Source organism: Cognatundibacterium luofuense (genome assembly GCF_018139685.1).
Classification (GTDB): Bacteria; Pseudomonadota; Gammaproteobacteria; order Burkholderiales; family Burkholderiaceae_D; genus Undibacterium; species Undibacterium luofuense.
This window is the reverse complement of the sequence record NZ_JAGSPN010000009.1, coordinates 73182-96400: the sequence shown is the minus strand read 5'-3', so window position 1 is coordinate 96400 and position 23219 is coordinate 73182. Positions and strand designations below refer to the sequence as shown.

The following is a 23219-nucleotide window of genomic DNA, read 5'->3' as shown; positions in this document are numbered from 1 at the left end:
GCAAGGTATAGTTCCCAGCGTCAAAGGAGAACATTGTGGCATCCATACAATCAACGGGCGTAGGATCAAATCTTAATGTCGACAGCATCATCAGCAAGCTGATGATTGCTGAAAGCACGCCCCTAGTACTTAACCAACAGCGTCAGGCTAGCTACCAGGCAGACCTCACTGCTTACGGGACATTGCAAGGAGCACTGGGTTCTCTTCAAAGCTCTCTGTCAACGCTTAATAACCTGAGCACATTCCGGAATTTGATAGCAAATGTTGCTGATGGCTCGGTTCTCAGTGCCAGCACTAACAGTACCGCATCAGCTGGAAATTACACCGTTAATGTGACTCAACTAGCGCAGGCACAATCAATTACTACTGCTGGTCAGCTAAGTTCATCCAGTGCCATTGGATCAGGAACTTCAACGACCATTACTTTTCAGTTTGGCACGATAACCGGTGGAACAAGTAATAGTGGCAAATACACAGGAGCAAGTTTTGCGCAAGATCCTGCGCAAAATACAGGAACCATCACAATTGATAGTTCAAACAACTCACTGCAAGGCATCAGAGATGCGATCAATAATGCGAAGTTAGGCGTTCAGGCTGCGATTGTAGGTGACGGTAGCGCTACTCCGTACCATCTTGTCCTGTCCAGCGCGAGCACTGGACAAACGTCAAGTATGAAAATATCTGTGAGCGGCGATGCAAGTTTGCAAAGCCTGCTTGGATATGATCCAGCGGGAACGCAGGCACTGACTGAGCTAACAACTGCTCAAAGTGCAAAAATGACCATTAATGGTCTTGCAGTTACAAGCAATAGCAATAGCGTTAGTAATGCCGTACAAGGCGTTACGTTTACAGCGGCAAAAACAGGCACAACATCAGTCGGTGTATCAGCTAACACTAAAGCGATTACTGACGCCGTCAATAACTTTGTTAAAGCGTACAACAGCGTAAGTTCTACAATTGGCTCACTCACATCGTACGATCCTAAAACCCAAAAAGCTGGTACTTTGTTGGGTGATGCAACTACTCAAACGATTCAGAATCAGCTCAAATCTGTTCTTTCCTCCTCAGTTAACGGTTTAGGCGGCGGCTTAACTTATATGGCACAAGCAGGAATAACTTTTCAACGGGATGGCACGCTTGCCGTTGACAACACTAAACTGCAAAATGCTCTGACAAATAATTTTTCTGACTTTGCAGGATTATTTACCTCCGCCGGGAAAGCATCTGACAGCCTCATTAGCTATGTAGGCTCTGGCACAAAATCAAAGCCAGGGAACTACGCAATAGACATCACTCAAAATGCTACGCATGGTGTTTTGACAGGCAATCTGAACCTGAATTCATCGGGTTCTTTGACGATTGCGGCAAATTCAAGCATCAAAGTCACAGTTGATGGAATCACAAGCAATGTAAACCTGAGTGAAGGCACTTACACTCCTTCCGGGTTTGCCAGTATGTTGCAATCAGCAATCAATGGTACTAGTGCGTTTAGTTCGGTCGGTGTTTCGCTGTCAACAGCCATCGATAGCAATGGCTTTCTGAATCTAACATCAAGTAGCTACGGAAGTGCATCGCTAATTACACTTGCCGACAACACCGGAACTGGATTGTCGCAAATTACTGGCTCCGTAACGGCTGGATCACCCGGATTAAATGTCGCAGGTACAATTAACGGCATTGGAGCAACGGGAACAGGTCAAATACTTACCGGCGCCAGCGGTAGCGCCGCCGAGGGGCTACAAATTCTCGTCTCAGGCGGAAGTACTGGCAGCCGTGGAACCCTTAATTTCTCGAATGGCGTTGCATATAAACTGAATCAGGCATTAACGGGTATTTTAGGTACAAATGGACTACTGGCTTCTGCAACAAATGGACTAAATAGTTCGATCAAAGATTTACAAAATCAAGCCAGTGTCATATCCAAAAGGTTAACAACAATTCAGGCGCAATATCAGGCACAGTTTCAAGCATTGGACAAAGCCGTTTCTAGCATGAGCTCACTGCAGGCATATTTAACTCAGCAAATTAGTGTGCTGAATGGCACGACAACTTCATCAAAATAGTTGTAATTTTTGATCGATAGGAATTCGAAATGTTTGGATCAAATCAATATGGCGTTAGTGCCTACTCACAAATTGGCGTCGAAACCGGCGTCTTAGCAGCATCACCTCACCAACTCATTGTGATGTTGTTTGAAGGTGCAATTGTCGCCTTGAATAATGCAACGCAACAAATGCGTTCAGGCGATATTCCTGCCAAAGGGAAGTCGATCTCAAAAGCGATTTCAATTATTGATAACGGTTTAAGAGCGTCCCTGGACAAAAAAGTGGGCGGTGAAATAGCTCTCAATCTGGATGCGCTGTACGAATATATGAGTCGTGAATTAATTTTCGCCAATCTCAATAATGACGAAGAGAAAATAAACAGTGTAGTGACGCTTTTGCGTGATTTAAAAGGTGCATGGGAAGCAATTGCTCCGGGCAAAATTCCATCACCAGCCAATACAAATAATCAACAAGCGCTTGAGGCCTGAAAATGATAGAAAGCAATGACGTAATCAGCCTGTACGAAAACGTAGCTTGCATTACCGATAAAATGCTCTGCGCAGCACAACTCCGTGACTGGGAAGCTCTGTCAGAACTTGAATCCGACTGCTCACGTGAAGTCGAAAAAATTCAGTCCAGCGATAGCATCAGCTTACTGACGCCAGAGTTGCGACAAAAGAAAATCCGTGTAATCCAGCATATCCTTGCCAACGATCGCCAGATAAGAGATATCACTGAACCTTGGATGGCTGAGTTGCAGCAATTAATGCGCAGCTCGTCAACCAGTATGAAGCTCAACAAAACTTACGCCGTGTAGTATGCCCCGCCTCGACAGTTTATATACCCAGATCAGTGCTGTCGGGGCTCTTTCCGCAACACCCAGAATTCAAGCGAATTTACACGACACCGCTCTACTTTTTTCACAGCTTCGTCAGGGGCAGGTTTTAAGTGGCGAGATTATTGGCAAAAACGGTAACTCAACCTATACCTTACGGATTGGTCAGCAGTTGATAGAACTGCCTCTGCAAGAAGAATTAAAACCAGGTGACACTCTGCAGCTCCGTTTGACGAGTCATACCCCGGAAATACAGATTTCCGTCCTTTCGTCTAAATCCACTCATACAGAACAACATCTGTTTCAGCTTGAGCACCTGAACGGAAAAGTCTATTTTCGTGAGATACATTCCCCAGCCGGATCAGCACTCCCCTCTTCAGCAAATTCAAGCATTGCAGACCTGAGCTCCACTGCACAGATACTGGATCAATTAACCACTGAAGCGCGGGAATCAAAAGGCGGCGAATTCACTCAATTACCGGCTGCACAGTTCAATCCACGGGAGGCCGATTCTATTCGGCAGCACTTAGAGCTAATTCTTAGGCAAAGCGGATTGTTTTTCTTTTCGCATATGAAAAAATATGCAGAGGGACAGCTCAAAGAAACCGAACTTTCGGGGGAAATATCTGCGAAAGTAACTTCAGAAGACTCCTCTGCATCATTACAATTACTAAAACAACAAGTTACAGCACTGGAAAACGATGCCATTCATTTACAGTTCTCAGCCCCGGGAAATGTAGAAATTCGATGGGCGACGAAACGGGAAGACGGTAAAAGGCAAAGCTCCGTCCCCACTGAAAGTATGGATTCCTGGCAATCAGAAATGCGGCTCTCTTTCCCTGAGTTGGGAACCGTCTTTGTTAGAATGATGCTTTTTGGCAACAATTTATCACTGCATTGCACTCTATCAAATGAATGCTCAGATGTATTACGCAAGGATGCATCTGCACTGCAATCCAGATTAAATAACGCTGGCCTGAATGCACAGATATCCTTCAGTGAACCACCATGAAAAATACTGAAGAACTGAAAAGTGCAGTGGCACTTGCATATCAGGAAGGAGAATTTGCACCGAAAGTAGCAGCTAAAGGCAAAGGTCTCATTGCTGAACAAATAATTGAGATTGCCCGGCAGCACGGTGTACATGTGCATGAGTCGAAGGAACTTGTTGGATTACTCATGCAAGTCGACCTCGACGACCACATCCCACCCGCCCTATATACGGTTGTTGCGGAACTGTTAGCTTGGCTTTACCATATAGAAGCAGAACAAGCTGCCGGCAAATCACCAATCCCTTCCCGCGAAGGCCCGGGAAATCCAGATAAAACATAACAATAGCGAATATGCCTTTGTCACCAACTTTTGGCACCGAGAACCTGAGCCCTTACCAGGTTGAATCACGGCGAGAAATTATTTCACTGCTCAAGGGGTTGCAAAATAGCAATCAGTTAATCAGTATGCTGATTAATGGTGGTGCCGAGGTATTTATTACTTCAATACTCGAAGTTGATGAACAGAATGATATTGTTATCATCGACAGTGCGCCAGATAACATGGCTAACGAACGTATCGCTCATTCCGATCGTGTTTCTTTCGAAGGCTTGCTCGACAAGATCGGAATTCAGTTTGCCGCAGGCAAAATTACCCGCATCAGCTTTGAAAACCGTCCTGCTTTACAGTTCAATATTCCTGGCAGCCTGATCAGATTGCAGCGCCGGGAATATTATCGTATCAACACCCCGCTCTCCACGCCGATTAAAGTCAGTATTCCGGCAGATATAGATGGCCGAATCGTTGTGCTGCACCTGACGCTGGTAGATATCAGTTGCGGTGGAATCGCCATTCTGGACGAGAAAAAAGTACTGGATTGCACGATAGGAAAGACTTACGAGCATTGTCATCTTGACCTGCCAAGCACTGGGCCAATCAATGTCACTTTACAAGTCAGAAATTCACAGGAACTCGTGCTGTTAAATGGAAAAACGAATCGCCGCATTGGCTGCCAGTTCATTAACCTTTCCAATTCGGTCCTGAGTGGCGTACAACGCTATATCATGAAACTTGAGCGCGAGCGAAACTCGCGCCTCAATGGCATTCGCTAATAATGTCAGATCTGCATATTCATGATGTCGTGATATGCAGATACCAGCTTGTTTCTCACCTGCACCGTCGTCTGAAACGAAATACTGGCTTTTTGCGCCGAAATCATCACATCTGACAAACTGACTCTATCATCGCCTAACGCAAATTGCTCACCCAGTTTTTTGGATGCACTCTGCGCATTGTTTACCTGATCAAGTGATGCTTTCAGCGCTTCAGCAAAATCAATCTTCGGTGTTTCAGCCGGTGAGACCGCACTCCTGACCGGTTGCTGCACACCCTCCATTTTTGCAGCAGCTGCACGGATTTGCGCCATCATCGCCGTGATCTGACTGCGATCTATACCATTTATCGACATAGTCACTCCTAATTATTGTAAGACTCCGTAATTCAGTGGGTTACGGTTTCATAGCCATTAAGTTATCAGGTCTTTTTTTTCTTATTCAGGGGAATAAACAGGTAATTACCTGCTTTATCGTGACATTCAAAAGCTGCAGGTAGTACACAATGTGAGTTATGGGTAAAAGTCGGCGCATAACGCAGATTGCTGCAACAGCGACGAATTTGATAAGCATGTAAAAATAATGACAAAACGCACTGTCAATGAGGTGAATAATGGCAACGGCTGATACAAGCATCTCTCCGGAGCAAATGCAGGAAACTCCCGACGAAACGCCAAAGATTTTTGGAATCCGGCAAACGCCTGGCATCAGGATGGCGATGCTGTCCGGAGGCGCAGCCCTGGTTGTGGCTCTGATGGCTGGAATATGGTTATGGAGTCAGCAACCCGACTACAAAGTCTTGTTTTCCAACTTCAATGACCGGGATGGCGGTGCCATTGTTGCCTCTTTGCAGCAAATGAACATCCCTTACAAGTATTCTGACTCAGGAAATGCCATTCTCGTTCCCGCTTCACAAGTGCATGATGCCCGCCTGAAACTGGCATCTCAAGGCTTACCCAAAGGCGGGAATGTCGGTTTTGAACTGATGGAAAACCAAAAACTGGGAATTTCGCAGTTTTTAGAACAAGTCAATTTTCAGCGCGCACTCGAAGGTGAACTAGCCCGCTCAATTCAGGCGCTGGCATCAGTACAGACTGCACGTGTTCACCTGGCGATACCCAAACAATCAGTTTTTATCCGCGATCAGCAAAAACCAACTGCATCTGTATTACTGAACCTTTATCCGGGCCGTAATCTCGATATTCCGCAAGTCAGTGCAATCGTACATCTGGTCGCCAGCAGCGTACCGGACTTACCAACTGCCAATGTATCAATTGTTGACCAGAACGGAAACTTACTATCAGACCCTGCACGCCTGGCAGCAAATCAGGAAAAAAACAAACTGGATCCGGCACAACTCAAATATATCAAAGACTATGAAGAAGGTGTTGTGAAACGGGTAGAGTCGATTATTGCTCCTATCGTAGGAGCAAACAATGTACATGCCCAGGCAACCGCTGATATCGATTTTTCCCGCTCGGAACAAGCTGCTGAAAGCTATCGACCTAACTCCCCGCCGGAAGCATCTGCGATACGTAGTCAACAATCCAGTGAGGTTTATAACAAAACGGATGGCCCATCGGGCGTCCCGGGTGCATTGACAAACCAACCGCCCGTACCAGCTACTGCACCACTGGTGACAGGAAATGCCGCTGCTGCTTCAGGCACCGCAGCCAATGGCGTTTTGCATAAAGATTCGACAGTGAATTATGAAGTCGATAAAACCGTGCGATACACGCAGCAAGCAATGGGCGGAGTCAAAAGACTGACCGTTGCGGTTGTCGTTAATTACAAGAACGAAGTCGATAAAAATGGAAAAAGTACGCCTCGCCCACTGACAGATCAGGAAAAAGAACAAATCACCGCGCTGGCCCGGGAGGCAATGGGATATAGCAAAGACCGGGGAGATTCCATCAGCGTTGCCAACAGCCTGTTTATTCCGGAAGAGAAAGAAACCGTCGACACACCACTGTGGAAGCAACCTGAAATGCTTTCCATGGCAAAAGAATTTGGTAAATATCTGCTGATGGCGCTGGTCTTTGCCTACCTGTTCTTCGGTTACCTGCGCCCTATACTTTATAAAATGATGGGACGTGATCTCGCGAAAGAAAAGGCAGAAAAAGAAGCGAAGGCAAAAGCTGAATCCGAAGCGAAAGTTGCCGCTGAAGCTGCCGCCAAAGCTGAGGAAGAAGAGCGTAAAGCAGCTGCTGAAGAAAATGGTAATGAAATCGATGACGATGGCTCTGTCGTTGAGTTATCCGGTGATGGCATGGATGCGCAGGAAGGACACAAGCCACAATCTATTTATGAGCAAAACCTTGCTCTGGCGAGAGAGCTGGCGATGAAGGATCCGAAAATTGTGGCGCAGGTTATTAAGAAATGGGTGAATAATGAGTGATGATGGCGTACAAAAAGCCGCAACATTTATGCTGGCTTTAGGCGAGGATGGCGCTGCGGAAGTCATGAAATTTCTTGGCCCGCGCGAAGTACAGAAAATCGGTGCCACGATGGCAACGATTGGCCCTATCCCGCACGAAAAAATTGCTAAGGTACTTGAAGAATTTAAGACAGAAGCAGACATGAGTTCGTCTGTCGGCTTAGATTCCGATGACTATATTCGCAACGTTCTGACAAAAGCACTCGGTGATGACAAAGCATCGTCACTGCTGAATCGCATTCTCGGCGGGAAAGATGCCAGCGGTATTGAAAGCCTGAAATGGATGGATGCACAATCCGTAGCAGATTTGATCAAGAACGAACATCCGCAGATTATCGCCACCATTCTGGTTCACTTAGAGAGCGATCAGGCTTGTGAAATTCTGAATCACTTCTCTGAGCGCCTGCGGAATGATGTTGTGCTGCGGATCGCAACACTGGATGGTATCCAACCAACAGCTTTGCGCGAACTGAACGATGTATTAACAAAACTGCTGACTGGTAATGAAAGCCTGAAGAAAAAATCCATCGGTGGTGTGCGTGCTGCTGCAGAAATTCTGAACTTCATGAGCGGAGAAAATGAAGCTTCGGTCATGGACAATCTGCGTAAATACGACAATGACATGGCCGAGAAGATCATGGACGAAATGTTCGTCTTCGATAACATTATGGATATCGATGACAAAGGCATCCAGTTGCTGCTGCGTGAAGTTCAGTCCGACTCACTGATTGTTGCACTGAAAGGCGCCAGCCAGGAAATGCGTGAAAAGATTTTCCGCAATATGTCTGCGCGTGCTGCTGAAATGATGCGTGAGGATCTGGAATCCAAAGGCCCTGTGAGGTTGTCAGAAGTAGAAGCACAGCAAAAACAAATTCTGATTGTCGTACGCCGTCTGGCAGATGAGGGCCAGATCATGCTGGGCTCTAAAGGCGATGACGCTTATGTCTAATATTATTCGCGACCCGTCTCCGGGTGTCTTTCGCAAATGGGAGTTCACAGGATTCGGACAGCCAGCTGTAGCTACAGCAACCCAGGCAGAAGTCCTCTCCCCTTCTGTTCATGCAGATGCCGAACATTATGCAGATCCGGAGCCCGAACCTGCTTTGCCCGCTATCACGGAAGAAGAATTGAATGCGATCCGTGAGCAAGCGCGCCAGACAGCCTATGAAGATGCCTATCGCAGTGCCTACGAGCAAGGTCTGATCGAAGGGCGGGACGCAGGCTACAAAGAATTACAGGAGACCGTTGCAGCAGAACAGCAAGCATTGCAAACACTGGCTGCAAATATGTCGGAGCAATTCTCAGCGTTTACTTTGCAGGCAGAAAAAGACATTCTGGCACTGAGTCTGGATATCGCAGAAATGATTCTTAAAACCAGTCTGCAATTGAACCCGGAGGCCATTCTGCCGGTTGTTCGGGATGCTGTTTCACAAATTCCGGTAACCCAAAAGAATATCGAAATTCAGGTCAATCCCGATGACGCAACACAGGTTAGCGAAGCACTTTTGCATGGCATTCAACAACTTGGCTGGCGCGTCGTCGCCGATCCGAATCTCAGCAGGGGCGGATGCGTTATTGAAACGCCGAGCAACGTCATTGACGCAAGCATAGAAACCCGCTGGCAACAGGTGCGGGCCGCGATCCATCACAGTATGAATACGGCGGGCTCAGAATGAATGCAATAAACGACCGCTGGAACAGTCTGATACAGTCAACCCGACAACAACTGAATGAAGTCGAGGGAGCGACAATCGCTGGACGTGTCACGAAAGTTACCGGGTTGGTAATGGAAGCGGTTGGTTTGCGTTTACCAGTAGGAAGTGCTTGCAGCGTTCATCTCGCTGCAGGTCAATCAATTGACGCGGAAGTTGTCGGTTTTGACGGCGATAAATTGTTTCTGATGCCCCACTCCGACCTGGGTGGCGTGACACCGGGAGCACCGGTATTTCCGGAACAACCGATCACAAAGACTGGTAGCACAGGCGCGCGTCAAATTGACCGTACGCGCAAATTGCCGGTCGGCTTCCAGTTATTGGGGCGTGTCGTCGATGGTAACGGCAGACCGCTTGATCAGCACGGACCGCTTGATCAGTCCGTCAGCGCACCACTGGGCGCACGTATCTACAACCCGCTGGAACGGGCACCAATTAAAGATACGCTGGATGTCGGGGTGCGTGCGATCAATGCAATGCTCACGGTTGGTCGCGGCCAGCGGCTCGGATTATTCGCGGGTTCAGGCGTTGGTAAAAGTGTGCTGCTGGGAATGATGGCGCGCTACACGGAAGCAGATGTTATTGTCGTTGGACTGATCGGCGAACGGGGGCGCGAGGTTAAAGAATTTATTGAACAAATTCTGGGCGAAGAAGGCCTCGCAAGATCTGCTGTCGTTGCCGCTCCGGCAGATGCGCCTCCGCTATTGCGACTACAGGGAGCGGCGTACGCAACCACCATCGCCGAATTTTTCCGTGACCAGGGACTGAATGTATTGCTGATCATGGATTCACTGACACGCTATGCTATGGCGCAAAGGGAAATTGCACTGGCAATAGGTGAGCCGCCTGCAACCAAGGGTTATCCACCATCCGTCTTTGCGAAATTGCCGGTTCTGGTGGAGCGTGCGGGCAATGGTAAAGAAGGCGGTGGATCGATCACAGCTTTTTACACGGTTTTGACCGAGGGCGATGATCAGCAGGATCCGATTGCAGATTCTGCACGTGCGATTCTGGACGGTCACTTTGTACTGAACCGCCGGCTCGCAGAAAGCGGACACTACCCGGCCATCGACATCGAACAATCGATCAGCCGTGCGATGCACAGCATCACCACCCCTGAACATCAACAGCTTTCACGCAAACTGAAACAACTTTACTCACGTTATGAGCGCAGTCGCGACCTGATCAGTGTGGGCGCCTATGTTCCCGGATCAGACCCGCAGGTAGATGAGTCCATTCGCCTCTATCCCCGTATTACTGCATTCTTGCAGCAGGGAATTCATGAGCGCTCAGGCATAACGCAGAGCTTAGGGGAACTTCAGGCTCTGTTCGAAGGATAGAAAAGAAGGCGCTTGCACTAGACTGAAAGAAAATGGCACAACAATCTGCAATTGAAACTCTGATTGAGCTGGCAGAAAAAGAAGCTGATGACGCAGCGAAAGCCCTCGGAAAAGCAATCAGTGCACATGAGGATACCGTGAATAAGCTGAATTTACTGCTGCAGTACCGCAGTGACTATGAAGCCAGGCTGCAAAATGTGGCTGCCAATGGTTTAACTATTTCGCAGTTTTCAAACTTTAATGCCTTTATCGCGAAATTAGATGAAGCAGTAAATGGACAGCAAATGGTAGTAAGAGATGCCGAACGGAAAGTGGAGCTGGCAAAAAGCAACTGGCAGGCTATCGAAAAACGGCGCTTGTCCTACCAGACCCTGAAAAACAGGGCAGATACAGTGCAGCAGCAAAAAGAAGCAAAACGTGACCAGAAACAGACAGACGATTTCGCTTCAAGATCTTATCTCAACAAATTAAGAAACGGTTAGCACCATGACACCGATCCTGAAAGTAGCAAATTTGACAGACGGAGTAAGTGCCGTTAGCAGCAAATTTCCGCAAAATAGTGAACTAAACAAAGGGTTCGGACTTGAATTTTCTAAAGCACTGGCGAATTCGAATACGCAAAATCAAAACAATTCAGGTGTCAGTAATAGCAATCCCTACTCCGCATCCAGACAGGTTCAGCCAGCGCGTTCGGATGCTGCTCGGCAGCCTGCTGTCAAAAATAATAGTGCTGCCCAAAACTCAGTGAAAGAAAGCAATCAGGCAAACGCTGCTGAGACCAACAAACTCCGGGATAAAGATGTGCAAATCAATCCGGCAAAACCAAACCCGGAGAAAAATGATGGTATCAGCGCAGAAAAACTTTCCGGAGACACAACCGATACCAGTTTACCTGTGAGGAAACAGAGGGACGACAAAGCAGTTTCTTCCGGGGATATCAGCGCGATGCTTTCAGCAATACAGTGGATGCATGCTGATCCGGTAAAACCATCTTCCGACGGAGAAACAAAGAATGGCCAAGATCCCGGAACTGAAATCACCGCAGATCCACTGCTGTCAGGCTCAAACACTGGCCTTAGCTTTGGTACAGATCCGGGGGTACAGGTAACAGCTGATCCGACACATACAGTTACCTCCCATGATGGTACCTATAGCAAAGATCCCGGTGTGCAGGTGACTGCTGATCCAGCGCGTTCTGAACTAACTTCTCAATTTACCAACGGCACAGATCCCGGCGTTCAGGTCACTGCAGATCCAAAGACAGACGCGCACCAGCGCTTGGATAGTACAACCGAACAACGGGCTTCAAATCTCTCTGATCAGGCTGCATCACCAAGCTCCGGAGCAACAACTGCCGTTCCGACAAACAACGTCTTACCGGCGGAGATGATCCGTACACTGGCTGACGCTGCCGGGAAAGAAATCGCATCGCTAAAAAAACCGGTTGATCAAAGTAACAGCCAGTCGGACGAAATCACACTGAAGCGCCGCACTGAAATCGAAAAATCGTCCGATACAGACTCGCGAACAATTGCCAAATCCGATGTTACCGCAACACGCCTGGATGGCAAATTCCGAGAGATGCTCGAAGAGTTCAGAATTTCCAAAACGGATGTCAGGCCCGGTGTCAATGACGCTTCCGAAGACCCGGCAAGTAATACCGTCCACAATTTCAGTGATGCATTCCGTACGTTTGAGAATACACAGGCCAGCAACCAGCAGGTCAGTCAGACCAGTCGTGTTCCGGTGAGAGTTGGTAATGAAGGCTGGAATACGGCAATTGGTCAGCACATGCTGCGCATGAGCACGGAGCAAATGAAATCGGCAGAACTGGAACTGAATCCGCCGGAACTGGGTCCGTTGAAAATCGTGCTGGATCTGCAAAGTGATCAGTTAAGTACCACATTTGTCACAGGTTCTGCGCAAGTACAGCAAGCGCTGGAAGCATCTGTACCGCGTTTACAGGAAATGATGAGTCAGGCTGGCTATCAGTTGAATCAGGTCAATGTGCAGACTTCCTTTCATGATGGTCAGCGGGAGGCACCACAGCAGCAGGCACAACTGAATGGGCGGGCAAACAACAGCACTTCCGGAACCGGTGAAAACTCTGCGCGCGACAACATAACAGAGACAGGAACTGTCAGGCGTCCGCAAAACATCAGACAAGGCGGCGTTGACATGTTTGTCTGACGCAGATGCTGGAAAAGCAGGAGTCGGTACAGGTAGAATAGGAAAGCATGAAAAACCGTGATCAATCGCGGCAAAATGCAGTGACAATGCGGGCTAAACGCCAATATGGCGTCCGTTTACTGCGTTTTTCCACGCACTGTTTCACCGGATGATCAACTACACTATCTGAACTGGCTCTGACGAGCAAAGAAAGGAATATCATGGCAAAGGCACCTGCCAAAGCTGCGAAAGGCGCTGAAGAAGCACCTGCGGGCGCGGGAAAATCGAAAAAGAAACTGATCATCATCATTGCCGCAGCACTGGTGGTGCTGGGTGCTGGTGGCGGTGGCGCGGCTTTTTTTCTGATGAAAAAAGGCGGTAAAAAAGAAGCTGAACACAAAGAAGAAGTTGCAAAGCCTAAGGTATTTGTCAATCTCGATCCGTTCACAGTTAACCTGCAATCTGGTGACGGTGATAAATATCTGCAAGTCACCATGAGTCTGGAAGTAGAAGGTGAAGATCAGGCTAGCGCCATTAAAAATAATATGCCGCAGGTAAAGAGCCGCATCATTCTTTTGCTGTCCAGCAAACAGGCTGACGATGTTTTATCGCAGGAAGGAAAAGATAAACTGGTTGAAGAAATTATTGAAAAAGTTTCTGATCCGTTTGTGCCGAAAGGTGATCACCAGAAAGTCACCGGTGTGTATTTCACCTCTTTTGTAGTTCAATAAGCCATGTCTGACAATTTTCTCTCGCAGGAAGAAGTCGATGCCCTTCTGAAAGGTGTTACCGGGGATACCGATGACGCAATGTCTCAGGAGGATAACTCCGGCGTTCGTCCGTATAACCTCGCCACGCAGGAGAGGATTGTCCGTGGCCGTATGCCAACGCTGGAAATCATCAACGAGCGTTTTGCCCGTTTGGTGCGCATTGGCTTATTCAACTTTTTACGTCGCAGTGCTGAAGTTTCCGTTGGCACCGTACGCGTTTCCAAATACAGCGAATTCATCCGGAATCTGGTCGTTCCGACCAATCTGAATCTGGTACACATGAAGCCGCTGCGCGGCACAGCCCTGATTGTCATGGATCCGGGGCTGGTGTTTTTGCTGGTCGATAATCTGTTCGGCGGTGACGGACGCTTTCACACCCGTGTGGAAGGCCGTGATTTCACCCAGACAGAACAGCGGATTATTCATCGTATTCTGGAAATCCTGTTTGAAACGTATTCAAAATCCTGGGAACCGGTATATCCGATCGAATTTGAATATATCCGTTCAGAAATGAATACGCAGTTTGCGAATATTGCGACACCAAACGAAGTCGTTGTATCCACCACTTTCACCATCGAACTCGGGCCAGTCAGTGGCGAAATGCATATCTGCATGCCCTACTCGATGATTGAACCAATCCGCGATTTGCTGACCAGCAGCCTGCAGGGTGAGACACTGGAAGTGGATAAACGCTGGGTGCGCCTGATGACGCAACAGATTCAGATTGCGGAAGTGGAAATGATTGCGGACTTCGGTACGGCGCGTGTCACACTGGGTGATTTGCTGAACATGAAGGTTGGCGACATCATTCCGGTACATGTGCCGGAAATTATTACCGCCAAGGTGGATGGCACGCCTGTGCTGGAATGCCAGTACGGTGTATCCAACGGACAGTATGCGCTGAAAGTCGATAAATTACTGAGTTCCAGCGTGCAGGAAGTTATACAAGGAGAGAATCATGGATGAAAGCGGAGATACAATCTCGGACGATGATTGGGGCGCCGCCATTGCGGAACAGGAACGTGCAGAGGCAGCTGCCGCTGCTGCCGCCGCTTCCTCACCAAAATCAGAACCAGCTGCCGCCCTGTTTCAGGATTTCAGCGCGAAGTCTGTGCATGCGGAAACGCAGAACGATATCGACTTCATTATGGATATTCCGGTTCAACTGACCGTTGAACTGGGCCGTACCAAAATTGCGATTAAAAATCTGCTGCAACTGGCACAGGGGTCGGTCGTTGAACTGGATGGTCTGGCCGGTGAACCGATGGACGTATTAGTCAACGGCTGTCTGATTGCACAGGGTGAGGTTGTTGTGGTGAATGACAAATTCGGTATACGTCTGACTGATATCATTACGCCGGCGGAACGGATACGTAAACTCAACCGATGAAATCGAATAAATTAATTATATTGAGCGGACTGGCATTCACCTGCCAGTCCGTTTTTGCTGCTGAAGCAGTCAGCACACCGGCCACTGGTTTTCTGCAAATCATGCTCGCATTATTGTTTGTGATTGCGCTGATGCTGGCACTGGCATGGGTCATGAAGCGGGTCGCGCCAATGCAGGGGCAACAGCAGTTAGGCATGAAAATTATAGGCAGCCTGCACCTTGGACAGCGCGAAAAAATCACGGTGGTGGAAGTTGGCGACCAGTGGCTGATTCTTGGCGTCACACCATCCGGCATTTCGCGTCTGGAAAGCATGCCCCGTCAGGAACATTTACTGCAAAACGGCACGCCGGTAGCCGGCACGGTATTTCAAAGCTGGCTGCAGTCCAAAATTGCCAAACGTGCAGAATCACAGAATACAGGGAGCAATGCATGAAGCCTGTACTGACCTCCTGCTTATTGGCATGCACTGCATTTGCTGCAATGCTGCTGCCGGAAACTGCATTTGCACAGGCACTGCCTGCGATCACATCCACCCCTGCCGGTGGTGGCGGACAAAATTATTCGCTCAGTATTCAAACGCTGCTGTTTCTGACAGCGCTGGGTTTTATTCCGGCAGCGGTGCTGATGATGACTGGCTTTACCCGCATCATCATCGTGCTGTCGTTGCTACGTCAGGCACTGGGTACACAGTCTGCGCCACCAAATCAGGTACTGGTTGGTTTGGCACTGTTTCTGACATTTTTTGTGATGGGGCCGGTATTCGACAAAATCTATACCGATGCGTATCAGCCATTTTCAGAAAATAAAATCACCATGACTGAGGCCATGGAAAAAGGGGCGATGCCGTTAAAAGAATTCATGATGCGGCAAACCCGGCAAAGTGATCTGGCGCTGTACGTCAAATTGTCCGGCACACCGGCATTACAAGGGCCGGAACAAGTACCGCTGCGAATTCTGGTACCGGCTTTTGTCACCAGCGAACTGAAAACCGCTTTTCAGATCAGCTTTGCGATTTTTATTCCGTTTCTGATTATTGATATGGTGGTCGCCAGTGTACTGATGTCGATGGGTATGATGATGGTTTCGCCTTCGATTGTGTCGCTGCCGTTTAAGCTGATGTTATTTGTACTGGTGGATGGCTGGCAGTTACTGATCGGCTCGCTGGCGCAAAGCTTTTACTGAGGTGTGACATGACTCCGGATACCGTCATGAACATGGGACGCCAGGCAATGGAAGTGATGCTGATGGTGTCTGCGCCGCTGCTGCTGGTGGCGCTGGCAGTCGGTCTGATCGTCAGTATTTTTCAGGCAGCAACCCAGATCAATGAAACCACCCTGTCCTTCATTCCAAAGCTGCTGGCAATTTTTCTGACGCTGATTATTGCCGGACCGTGGATGCTGACCATCCTGCTGGATTACATGCGCCAGATGTTCACCAACATCGCAACGATGGCTGGCTAAAGCGACATGATCAGCTTTTCCAGTCAGATGCTGATTGAACTGGTCACAGGTTTCCTGTGGCCTCTGACGCGTATTCTGGGCGTATTTGCTGTTGCACCGCCAATTGGCAACAGCACCATCCCGATGCAAGTCAAAATTTTACTTGGCGTTTCTATCGCCATGGTCGTCAGTCCAGTGCTACCAAAAATGCCTGCCGTCGATCCGGTTTCCCTGTCCGGTATGGTGATCACTGCGCAGCAACTGGTGATTGGTCTGGCGATGGGCTTTGTGATGCGCCTGGTCTTCGCCGGCATTGAGATGGCTGGTGAGGTGGCGGGTATGACGATGGGGCTGGGTTTCGCCACTTTTTTTGATCCTCAAACACACGGCCGCTCTTCGGCAATTTCCCAGTTCATGGTGCTGACAAGTACCCTGCTGTTTGTCGTTGCCGATGGCCACCTCGCGATTATTACGGCGATTGTTGAAAGCTTCCAGAAAATCCCCGTCACCACCGATGTGCATCAGGGCTTTGCGTTTTACCGGCTTGCCATCTGGGGCGAACAGATTTTCATCGCCGGTGTGAAATTATCATTACCGATTGTGGCGTCCCTTCTGATCACCAATATCGCACTCGGCATTCTGACGCGTGCCGCGCCGCAATTGAATATTTTCGGTATCGGTTTTCCGATTACGATCAGCGTCGGTTTTTTAGTTCTGACGCTGCTGATGCCGTATCTGACGACGCCGATCCAGCAACTGATCGGCAGCGGTCTCAGCCACATGAGCGATGGCGGCAACCCGCGCATTGCCAATCAGCCACCGCCTCCTAAACCCTGACGGAGTATATCCATGCCCTACCCTGTGATTCCGGCTGCCCATTTGCGTCTTTATCCGGTGTCGGCAATCCGGGCCATGGAAACAGCGAATCCGTCCGATTCCGCTGAACCCAGTCTGATGGAGCGTGCTGCCGCAGCAGCTACCCGTCTGGTTACCACGCTGATGCCGGAACCCGGTGCAGTGCTGATACTGGCAGGCCCGGGCAATAACGGCGGCGATGCAGCGCTGGTTGCCGCGCAACTGGCCAGCGCCGGATACAGCGTGGATATCTGCGCGCTGCTGTCAAACACCATGTCGGCAGACAGTCAGTCCAGCTGGCAACGTTGCGCACAAAGTCAGGCGAAGCGAATTCAGGCTGAGCAACTGACCGCCGTACCGGGATATTTTCCGTATCAGTTGATCATTGACGGCCTGTTCGGCATCGGACTCAGCCGCCCGGTCAGCGGCCTAGCCGCAGAACTGATCCGTGCCGTCAACCGCGCCAGCGCCCTGCAAAAAGTACCGGTGATTGCGCTCGATGTACCGAGCGGTCTGAACGCTGATACGGGCGCGGTGATTGGCGGTGAACAAGGCATCGCCATACGCGCCAGCCACACGCTCAGCTTCCTCGGCAACAAGCCCGGCCTGCATACCGCGGATGCCAAAGACTATGCAGGACACGTCATCATCGATTTTCTGGAAGCCAGTGTTTCTGCCGACGTCCGCGAAACCGGTGTGCTGAACTGCGCAAATACCCTGCCTGCGATGCCGGTACGGGCCAGCAACAGCCATAAAGGCAGTTTCGGTGACGTACTGATTGCCGGCGGCGCTGCCGGTATGAGCGGCGCAGTGCTGCTGGCCGCCCGCACCGCCCTGTTCAGCGGTGCAGGACGAGTGTACGCAGGCATGCTGGAAGCGATTGCAGTAGACTTTCTGCACCCCGAACTGATGTGCCGTCCGCTGATGAAGCACACACCGCACAAAGAAATCATTGTCGCCGGTCCCGGATTAGGCCAGTCAGAAACCGCCAGTCACGAACTGGCACGCCTCATCGCTGCCAACCGGCCAATGGTGCTGGATGCCGATGCATTGAATCTGCTGGCACAACAAGCGCAGCTGCAATCGGCGCTGCAACAACATAGCGCTGAAAAAATCCTGACCCCGCACCCGCTGGAAGCCGCACGGCTGCTGAACTGGACTGTCGCCGAAGTGCAGGCAGACCGTATCGCCGCCGCCAGCGAACTGGCGCACCGCTATCAATCCGTGATTATTCTGAAAGGTGCAGGTAGCGTCCTGTGTCAGCCCGGTAACGCCCAGTACCGCATCAACACCAGCGGCAATCCTGCGCTGGCCACCGGCGGGACCGGCGACGTATTAGCCGGCCTGTGCGGCGCATTGCTGGCGCAAGGCTTAGCAGCGTGGGATGCAGCTTGCCTCGCCTGCTGGCTGCACGGCACCGCCGCCGATGATTTATGCCTCAACGGTACCGGCCCCGTCGGGCTAACTGCCAGCGAACTGATCCCCGCCATCCGCCGCGCCCTGAACCAGCACATCGCACTGGGCCAGCTGTAAGCCAGCCCGTAGCACATCGTTGTGCAATGATCATCATCTGATCATTTGCAAGAGCCAGACTTTCTGCCGACGACCGCCGGATCGGTGTGCCGGAATCCGCATTTGGGGTGTTTTCGGGGTTTTCCGGGATATTACAGCAAAAGTCCGGACACCAACCACAAAACCGCCATAAAAAAACGCCGTTCTCCCAAAAGAGAACGGCGTTCATTTTGATGCTGATCGGTTCAGCTGACTGGTACTTAATCCACCAGACTGTTGATCTGATCAATATTCAGCTTTTCGCAGGCGGGCATTTCTTCGCAGCGGATACCGGCTTGCTCAATCAGCGCTGTCAGTTTTTCGATTTGCTCTTGCTGAGAAACCGCGTGATCGATCAGTTTATGCAGTACCTTGGCGACCGGATCGTCAATGCTTTGCGTTACACCGTAAGCAGCAAACAATTGCGCGCTGCCGGAGTCGGCGGAGGCGGTTTCTTTGCGGATGATATGCGCCGGATTACCGACGGCAGTGCAACCGGCAGGCACGGGTTTTAACACGACGGAATTCGAGCCGATTTTCGCGCCCTGCCCGACCGTAAAGCCACCCAGCACTTTGGCACCGGCACCGACAATAACGCCGGATTCCAGCGTCGGATGGCGTTTCGCGCCGCGTGTCAGCGAGGTACCGCCGAGCGTAACGCCCTGATAAATCGTGCAGTCATCGCCGACTTCCGCCGTTTCACCAATCACCACGCCGAAACCGTGATCGATAAATACGCGGCGGCCAATGGTTGCGCCCGGATGAATTTCGATACCGGTCAGCACACGCGCCACATGCGAGATGAAACGTGCCAGCCATTTCAGTCCACGCTTCCAGCACCAGTTCGCCCAGCGGTGCATCAGGATCGCCTGAAAGCCGGGGTAACACGTGACCACATCCCAGGCGTTGCGGGCGGCGGGGTCACGTTGAATGATGCTGGCGATATCTTCGCGCAATTGGCTGAACAACATAAACAGAGGGAATTCGATATTCGGAAAACGACAATAGTAATGCATTCCGGTTTTTGCTGCCGGAATGCATGGCAGGCGCTTACAGACGCTGGCGACGGGCTTCGTACAGGCAAACGCCGGAAGCCACGGAAACGTTCAGACTTTCTACCGAACCCATCATCGGAATATTGACCAGATAATCGCAGGTTTCGCGGGTCAGGCGGCGCATGCCCTCGCCTTCAGAGCCCATCACCAGCGCAGTACCGATTTTCATGTCAGCCTGGTAAATGGTTTTTTCTGCGTCATCGGATGTACCAACGACGTAGATATCGCGCTCTTTCAGTTCGCGCAGGGTACGTGCCAGATTGGTAACGGTGATGTAAGGCATGGTTTCTGCTGCACCGCTGGCGACTTTGGCGGCGGTTGCGTTCAGGCCGACTGCACGGTCTTTCGGTGCGATCACCGCATGTGCACCGGCGCCGTCTGCCACACGCAGACAGGCACCCAGATTGTGCGGATCGGTAATGCCATCCAGTACCAGCAGCAATGGCGGGCCTTCGACTGCGTCCAGCAATTCGTCCAGCGTGCGCGCCAGCGATACCGGCGCTGCTTTGATGACCACGCCCTGATGACGACGGGTACCGACCATGGCGGACAAACGCTGATCGTCAGCATGAATCACGCGCACACCGGCGGCTTTTGCCACCTGCAGCAAATCGCTCATGCGGCGGTCGTGACGTTCAGCATCAATGTATAACTCATCCACAGACGACGCTTCGAAGCGAATACGGGAGGTGACGGCGTGAAAGCCGAAGGTAAATTTACTTTTCATGACAATACTTTCTTAAGACTGGCGGTGGCATCCATGCCACCGCGCAAAGAGGATCAGCGGCGTTTGCGGCCACTTTTTGCAGAGGATGAACGTGCCACTGCTTTTTTCTTACTGACCGGTGAAGCCGGTGCTTTGCCCTTGGCAGGGCGGGATTTTTCTGCCGGTGCTGCGACTGCAGCTTTTTTCGGCGTCTGGGCTTTTTGTTTGTTCGGAACAAACCAGCCTTCATTTTCGTCCGCGCGTTTCTTTTCAGGACGGCGTTCGCCGCGACGACCAACGGCCGCTGCGCTGGCACCGGCCAGTGCCAGATCGATACGGCGCGAGTCCAGATCCACACGACTGATCTGAATCTGCACTTTATCCATCAGCTGATAACGCTTGCCTGTGCGTTCGCCGCGTAATTCATGGCGGGCTTCATCGAACTGGAAGTAATCCGCACCCAGCTCTGTGATATGCACCATGCCTTCGACAAAAATTTCATCCAGCTGCACAAAAATACCGAACTGGGTAACACCGGTAATCGTGCCCTGAAATTCTTCACCAAGGCGATTGCGCATGTAGTAGCACTTCAGCCAGTTTTCGACATCACGCGATGCTTCATCGGCACGACGCTCATTCGATGAGCAATGCAGACCCAGCAATTCCCACATTTCCAGATCATCCGGCGGGCCTTTTTTCGGCTTTTTCTCCGGCTTCACCGGCGCTTTGGCATTGCGCGAATTCTTGCCAACCGGCACTGTGGTATTCAGCAGGCTCAGATCAATCCCGGTCGGCCTATAGGTTTCACCAGCGATAATCGCTTTGATGGCGCGGTGTGTCAGCAAATCCGGATAACGGCGGATCGGCGATGTGAAGTGGGTATACGCCTCATACGCCAGACCAAAGTGACCCAGATTGTCGGGACTGTACATCGCTTGCTGCATAGAACGCAGCAACATGGTTTGCAGCAATTGCTCGTCCGGGCGGCCTTTGATCTTGTTGCGCAGCTCGGCGTAATCCGAAGCTTGCGGACTATCACCACCCGGCAACGACAAACCGACCTGACGCAGATAATTGCGCAAAGTGGTCAGTTTTTCTTTGGTCGGGCCGGAGTGAACGCGGTACACACCAAGATGCTTGTAGGTTTGCAGCAAATCAGCAGCGCAAACGTTCGCCGCCAGCATACATTCTTCAATCAGACGATGCGCATCGTTACGAACGCGCGGAATAATCTTCTCGATCTTGCCACCGCTGTTGCAGACGATATAGGTTTCGGTCGTATCAAAGTCAATCGCACCGCGTGCCTGACGCGATTTCAGCAGGACCTGGAATACTTCATACAAGTGCTGCAAATGCGGCACGATCGCAGAACGTTTGGCCGCTTCAGGGCCTTTAGTGTTACCCAGAATCGCCGCAACTTCGGTGTAGGTCAGACGTGCTGCGGAATGGATCACTGCCGGATAGAACTGATATCCGTGCATCTCACCGTCTTTGGTGATCACCATGTCACAGACCAGCGTTAAACGTTCCACATCCGGATTCAGCGAACACAGACCATTCGACAGTTTTTCCGGCAGCATAGGAATCACACGGCGCGGAAAATACACAGAAGTGCTGCGCAGCAAGGCATCGCGGTCCAGCGGCTGCCCCGGCTTCACATAATGGCTGACGTCGGCAATCGCTACCAGCAAACGGTAAGCCTTGTTACGACCCAGTTTCACCGGTTCGCAATAAACAGCATCGTCAAAGTCACGCGCATCTTCGCCATCAATCGTGACCAGCGGAATATCGCGCAGATCAACACGGTCTTTTAAATCTTTCTTTTGTACGGTGCCCGGCAGTTTTGCGGCGGCATCCAGCGCTGCATCGGAAAACACATGCGGCACGCCGAATTTGCGTACTGCAATTTCGATTTCCATACCGGGATCATCAATACCGCCCAGCACTTCAGCAATTTTGCCGACCGGTTGCGCGTAACGGCTTGGCTGTTCCAGCAATTCAACGCTGACAATTTGTCCGGCCAGATTTTTTGCCGGCGTTTCTGCCAGCAGAATATCGTGCTGGAAGCGCTTGTCTTCCGGCACCACCAGCCAGACACCGTTTTCCTGCAGCAGACGGCCAACCACGTGGGTATTGGCGCGTTCGGTCACTTCAACGATAGAACCTTCGAGACGCCCTTTTTTATCCGCACCTGCAACACGCGCCATCACGCGGTCGCCGTGCAATACCTTTTGCATTTCGCGTTCCGGCAGGAACAGATCGGCACTACCGTCATCCGGCGTCAAAAATCCGTAACCTTCGCGATGACTGCTGACCCGGCCGGAAATTAAGTGATCCTGAGAAGTCAGTTTGAACTGGCCACGGCGGTCTTGTCGCACCTGGCCATCACGTTCCATCGCGCTTAGTCGTTTTGACATGCCATCTAACTCCTCGGGTTTGACGTTCAGAGCAAGCCCCAGATCTGCAAGGCTTAATGCTTGCTGCGTTTGGCGAAATACGCCGAGAATCTCTTCACGGCTTGGTATTTGATATGCGTATATTTTCAATGAATACTTTTCTGTAATTAATCAGGTTGTTTTATCCGGCTTTCTTCAGAAAATCCGGCACTCGCGTATGCATTTCTGTTGCAAGGATGGCGACTGATCATCAGCCTGAGCAAATCTCCTGGCTGAGCAATTTATAAAACTTCGTTAGTTTAACGGAGCATGCTCTGAAGTGCTAACACATTCGTTCGCCAATACCTTGATTTAGCAAGGAAATTTATCATTCCAGGACACTTTGGACGTTTTTCACTTGCTTTTCCGTATAGCAC

The 23219-nt window shown here is 50.5% G+C and carries 24 protein-coding genes; 20 read left to right on the top strand and 4 right to left on the bottom strand.

Features of this window, described 5'->3' with window-relative positions; all coding sequences use genetic code 11:
- Positions 1 to 35 precede the first annotated feature (35 nt).
- Genes fliD through KDM89_RS12805 form a run of 6 tightly spaced genes read left to right on the top strand, consistent with a single transcriptional unit; the run spans position 36 to position 4982 of the window.
- Positions 36 to 2063, top strand: a complete 2028-nt coding sequence (gene fliD / locus KDM89_RS12830) for a flagellar filament capping protein FliD (RefSeq protein WP_212688316.1) — start codon at positions 36 to 38, stop codon at positions 2061 to 2063.
- A gap of 29 nt (positions 2064 to 2092) precedes the next feature.
- Complete coding sequence (gene fliS, locus KDM89_RS12825) at positions 2093 to 2533, top strand: flagellar export chaperone FliS (protein ID WP_212688315.1); 441 nt, start codon at positions 2093 to 2095, stop codon at positions 2531 to 2533.
- Between the two features lie 2 nt (positions 2534 to 2535).
- Complete coding sequence (locus KDM89_RS12820) at positions 2536 to 2862, top strand: flagellar protein FliT (RefSeq protein ID WP_230427844.1); 327 nt, start codon at positions 2536 to 2538, stop codon at positions 2860 to 2862.
- A gap of 1 nt (position 2863) precedes the next feature.
- Positions 2864 to 3892: a flagellar hook-length control protein FliK gene (fliK, locus tag KDM89_RS12815; protein WP_212688314.1), complete on the top strand. Its 1029-nt coding sequence runs from the start codon at positions 2864 to 2866 to the stop codon at positions 3890 to 3892.
- A complete protein-coding gene (locus KDM89_RS12810; RefSeq protein WP_212688313.1) occupies positions 3889 to 4212 on the top strand; it encodes an EscU/YscU/HrcU family type III secretion system export apparatus switch protein in 324 nt (107 codons plus the stop codon). Before fliK ends, KDM89_RS12810 begins: the two co-directional genes overlap by 4 nt.
- A 17-nt stretch (positions 4213 to 4229) precedes the next feature.
- Positions 4230 to 4982, top strand: a complete 753-nt coding sequence (locus KDM89_RS12805) for a flagellar brake protein (protein WP_230427843.1) — start codon at positions 4230 to 4232, stop codon at positions 4980 to 4982.
- Positions 4983 to 4987: 5 nt separating this feature from the next.
- On the opposite strand, the gene fliE is transcribed toward KDM89_RS12805, so the two are convergent.
- A complete protein-coding gene (gene fliE / locus KDM89_RS12800) occupies positions 4988 to 5338 on the bottom strand; it encodes a flagellar hook-basal body complex protein FliE (protein ID WP_212688311.1) in 351 nt (116 codons plus the stop codon).
- Positions 5339 to 5595: 257 nt separating this feature from the next.
- On the opposite strand from fliE, the gene fliF reads away from it, so the two are divergent.
- From fliF to KDM89_RS12730, 14 genes are all read left to right on the top strand, one after another.
- Positions 5596 to 7380: a flagellar basal-body MS-ring/collar protein FliF gene (gene fliF / locus KDM89_RS12795; RefSeq protein WP_438947521.1), complete on the top strand. Its 1785-nt coding sequence runs from the start codon at positions 5596 to 5598 to the stop codon at positions 7378 to 7380.
- A complete protein-coding gene (gene fliG, locus KDM89_RS12790; protein ID WP_212688310.1) occupies positions 7373 to 8368 on the top strand; it encodes a flagellar motor switch protein FliG in 996 nt (331 codons plus the stop codon). Before fliF ends, fliG begins: the two co-directional genes overlap by 8 nt.
- Complete coding sequence (locus KDM89_RS12785; RefSeq protein WP_212688309.1) at positions 8361 to 9095, top strand: FliH/SctL family protein; 735 nt, start codon at positions 8361 to 8363, stop codon at positions 9093 to 9095. Before fliG ends, KDM89_RS12785 begins: the two co-directional genes overlap by 8 nt.
- Positions 9092 to 10471 (top strand): flagellar protein export ATPase FliI, encoded by a 1380-nt coding sequence (gene fliI, locus KDM89_RS12780; RefSeq protein WP_212688308.1) that lies wholly within the window; start codon positions 9092 to 9094, stop codon positions 10469 to 10471. Before KDM89_RS12785 ends, fliI begins: the two co-directional genes overlap by 4 nt.
- A gap of 32 nt (positions 10472 to 10503) precedes the next feature.
- Entirely contained in the window at positions 10504 to 10953 is a 450-nt protein-coding gene (gene fliJ, locus KDM89_RS12775) for a flagellar export protein FliJ (protein WP_212688307.1), read from the top strand.
- Between the two features lie 904 nt (positions 10954 to 11857).
- The gene (locus KDM89_RS12770) at positions 11858 to 12661 is read left to right on the top strand and encodes a flagellar hook-length control protein FliK (protein ID WP_212688306.1); all 804 of its coding nucleotides are present in this window, start codon (positions 11858 to 11860) and stop codon (positions 12659 to 12661) included.
- Between the two features lie 200 nt (positions 12662 to 12861).
- Positions 12862 to 13371 (top strand): flagellar basal body-associated protein FliL, encoded by a 510-nt coding sequence (fliL, locus tag KDM89_RS12765; RefSeq protein WP_212688305.1) that lies wholly within the window; start codon positions 12862 to 12864, stop codon positions 13369 to 13371.
- A 3-nt stretch (positions 13372 to 13374) separates the two neighbouring features.
- A complete protein-coding gene (gene fliM / locus KDM89_RS12760; RefSeq protein WP_212688304.1) occupies positions 13375 to 14376 on the top strand; it encodes a flagellar motor switch protein FliM in 1002 nt (333 codons plus the stop codon).
- Positions 14369 to 14800, top strand: coding sequence for a flagellar motor switch protein FliN (gene fliN / locus KDM89_RS12755; RefSeq protein WP_212688303.1), 432 nt, complete (start codon positions 14369 to 14371; stop codon positions 14798 to 14800). The genes fliM and fliN overlap by 8 nt, the downstream gene beginning before the upstream one ends.
- On the top strand, positions 14797 to 15234 hold the full coding sequence (gene fliO / locus KDM89_RS12750) for a flagellar biosynthetic protein FliO (protein ID WP_212688302.1): 438 nt from the start codon (positions 14797 to 14799) through the stop codon (positions 15232 to 15234). The genes fliN and fliO overlap by 4 nt, the downstream gene beginning before the upstream one ends.
- The gene (gene fliP, locus KDM89_RS12745) at positions 15231 to 15983 is read left to right on the top strand and encodes a flagellar type III secretion system pore protein FliP (protein WP_438947520.1); all 753 of its coding nucleotides are present in this window, start codon (positions 15231 to 15233) and stop codon (positions 15981 to 15983) included. Before fliO ends, fliP begins: the two co-directional genes overlap by 4 nt.
- Before the next feature lie 8 nt (positions 15984 to 15991).
- Positions 15992 to 16261, top strand: coding sequence for a flagellar biosynthesis protein FliQ (gene fliQ / locus KDM89_RS12740; RefSeq protein ID WP_212688301.1), 270 nt, complete (start codon positions 15992 to 15994; stop codon positions 16259 to 16261).
- A 6-nt stretch (positions 16262 to 16267) separates the two neighbouring features.
- Complete coding sequence (gene fliR / locus KDM89_RS12735; protein WP_212688300.1) at positions 16268 to 17077, top strand: flagellar biosynthetic protein FliR; 810 nt, start codon at positions 16268 to 16270, stop codon at positions 17075 to 17077.
- 12 nt (positions 17078 to 17089) lie between these two features.
- Positions 17090 to 18628, top strand: coding sequence for an NAD(P)H-hydrate dehydratase (locus KDM89_RS12730; protein WP_212688299.1), 1539 nt, complete (start codon positions 17090 to 17092; stop codon positions 18626 to 18628).
- Between the two features lie 239 nt (positions 18629 to 18867).
- Here the strand turns inward: KDM89_RS12730 and cysE are convergent, their stop codons facing one another.
- The 3 genes from cysE to rnr form a co-directional block, all read right to left on the bottom strand.
- A complete protein-coding gene (gene cysE, locus KDM89_RS12725) occupies positions 18868 to 19614 on the bottom strand; it encodes a serine O-acetyltransferase (RefSeq protein ID WP_212688405.1) in 747 nt (248 codons plus the stop codon).
- A gap of 82 nt (positions 19615 to 19696) precedes the next feature.
- The gene (gene rlmB / locus KDM89_RS12720) at positions 19697 to 20428 is read right to left on the bottom strand and encodes a 23S rRNA (guanosine(2251)-2'-O)-methyltransferase RlmB (RefSeq protein ID WP_212688298.1); all 732 of its coding nucleotides are present in this window, start codon (positions 20426 to 20428) and stop codon (positions 19697 to 19699) included.
- 53 nt (positions 20429 to 20481) lie between these two features.
- Complete coding sequence (gene rnr, locus KDM89_RS12715; RefSeq protein ID WP_212688297.1) at positions 20482 to 22953, bottom strand: ribonuclease R; 2472 nt, start codon at positions 22951 to 22953, stop codon at positions 20482 to 20484.
- Positions 22954 to 23219 lie beyond the last annotated feature (266 nt).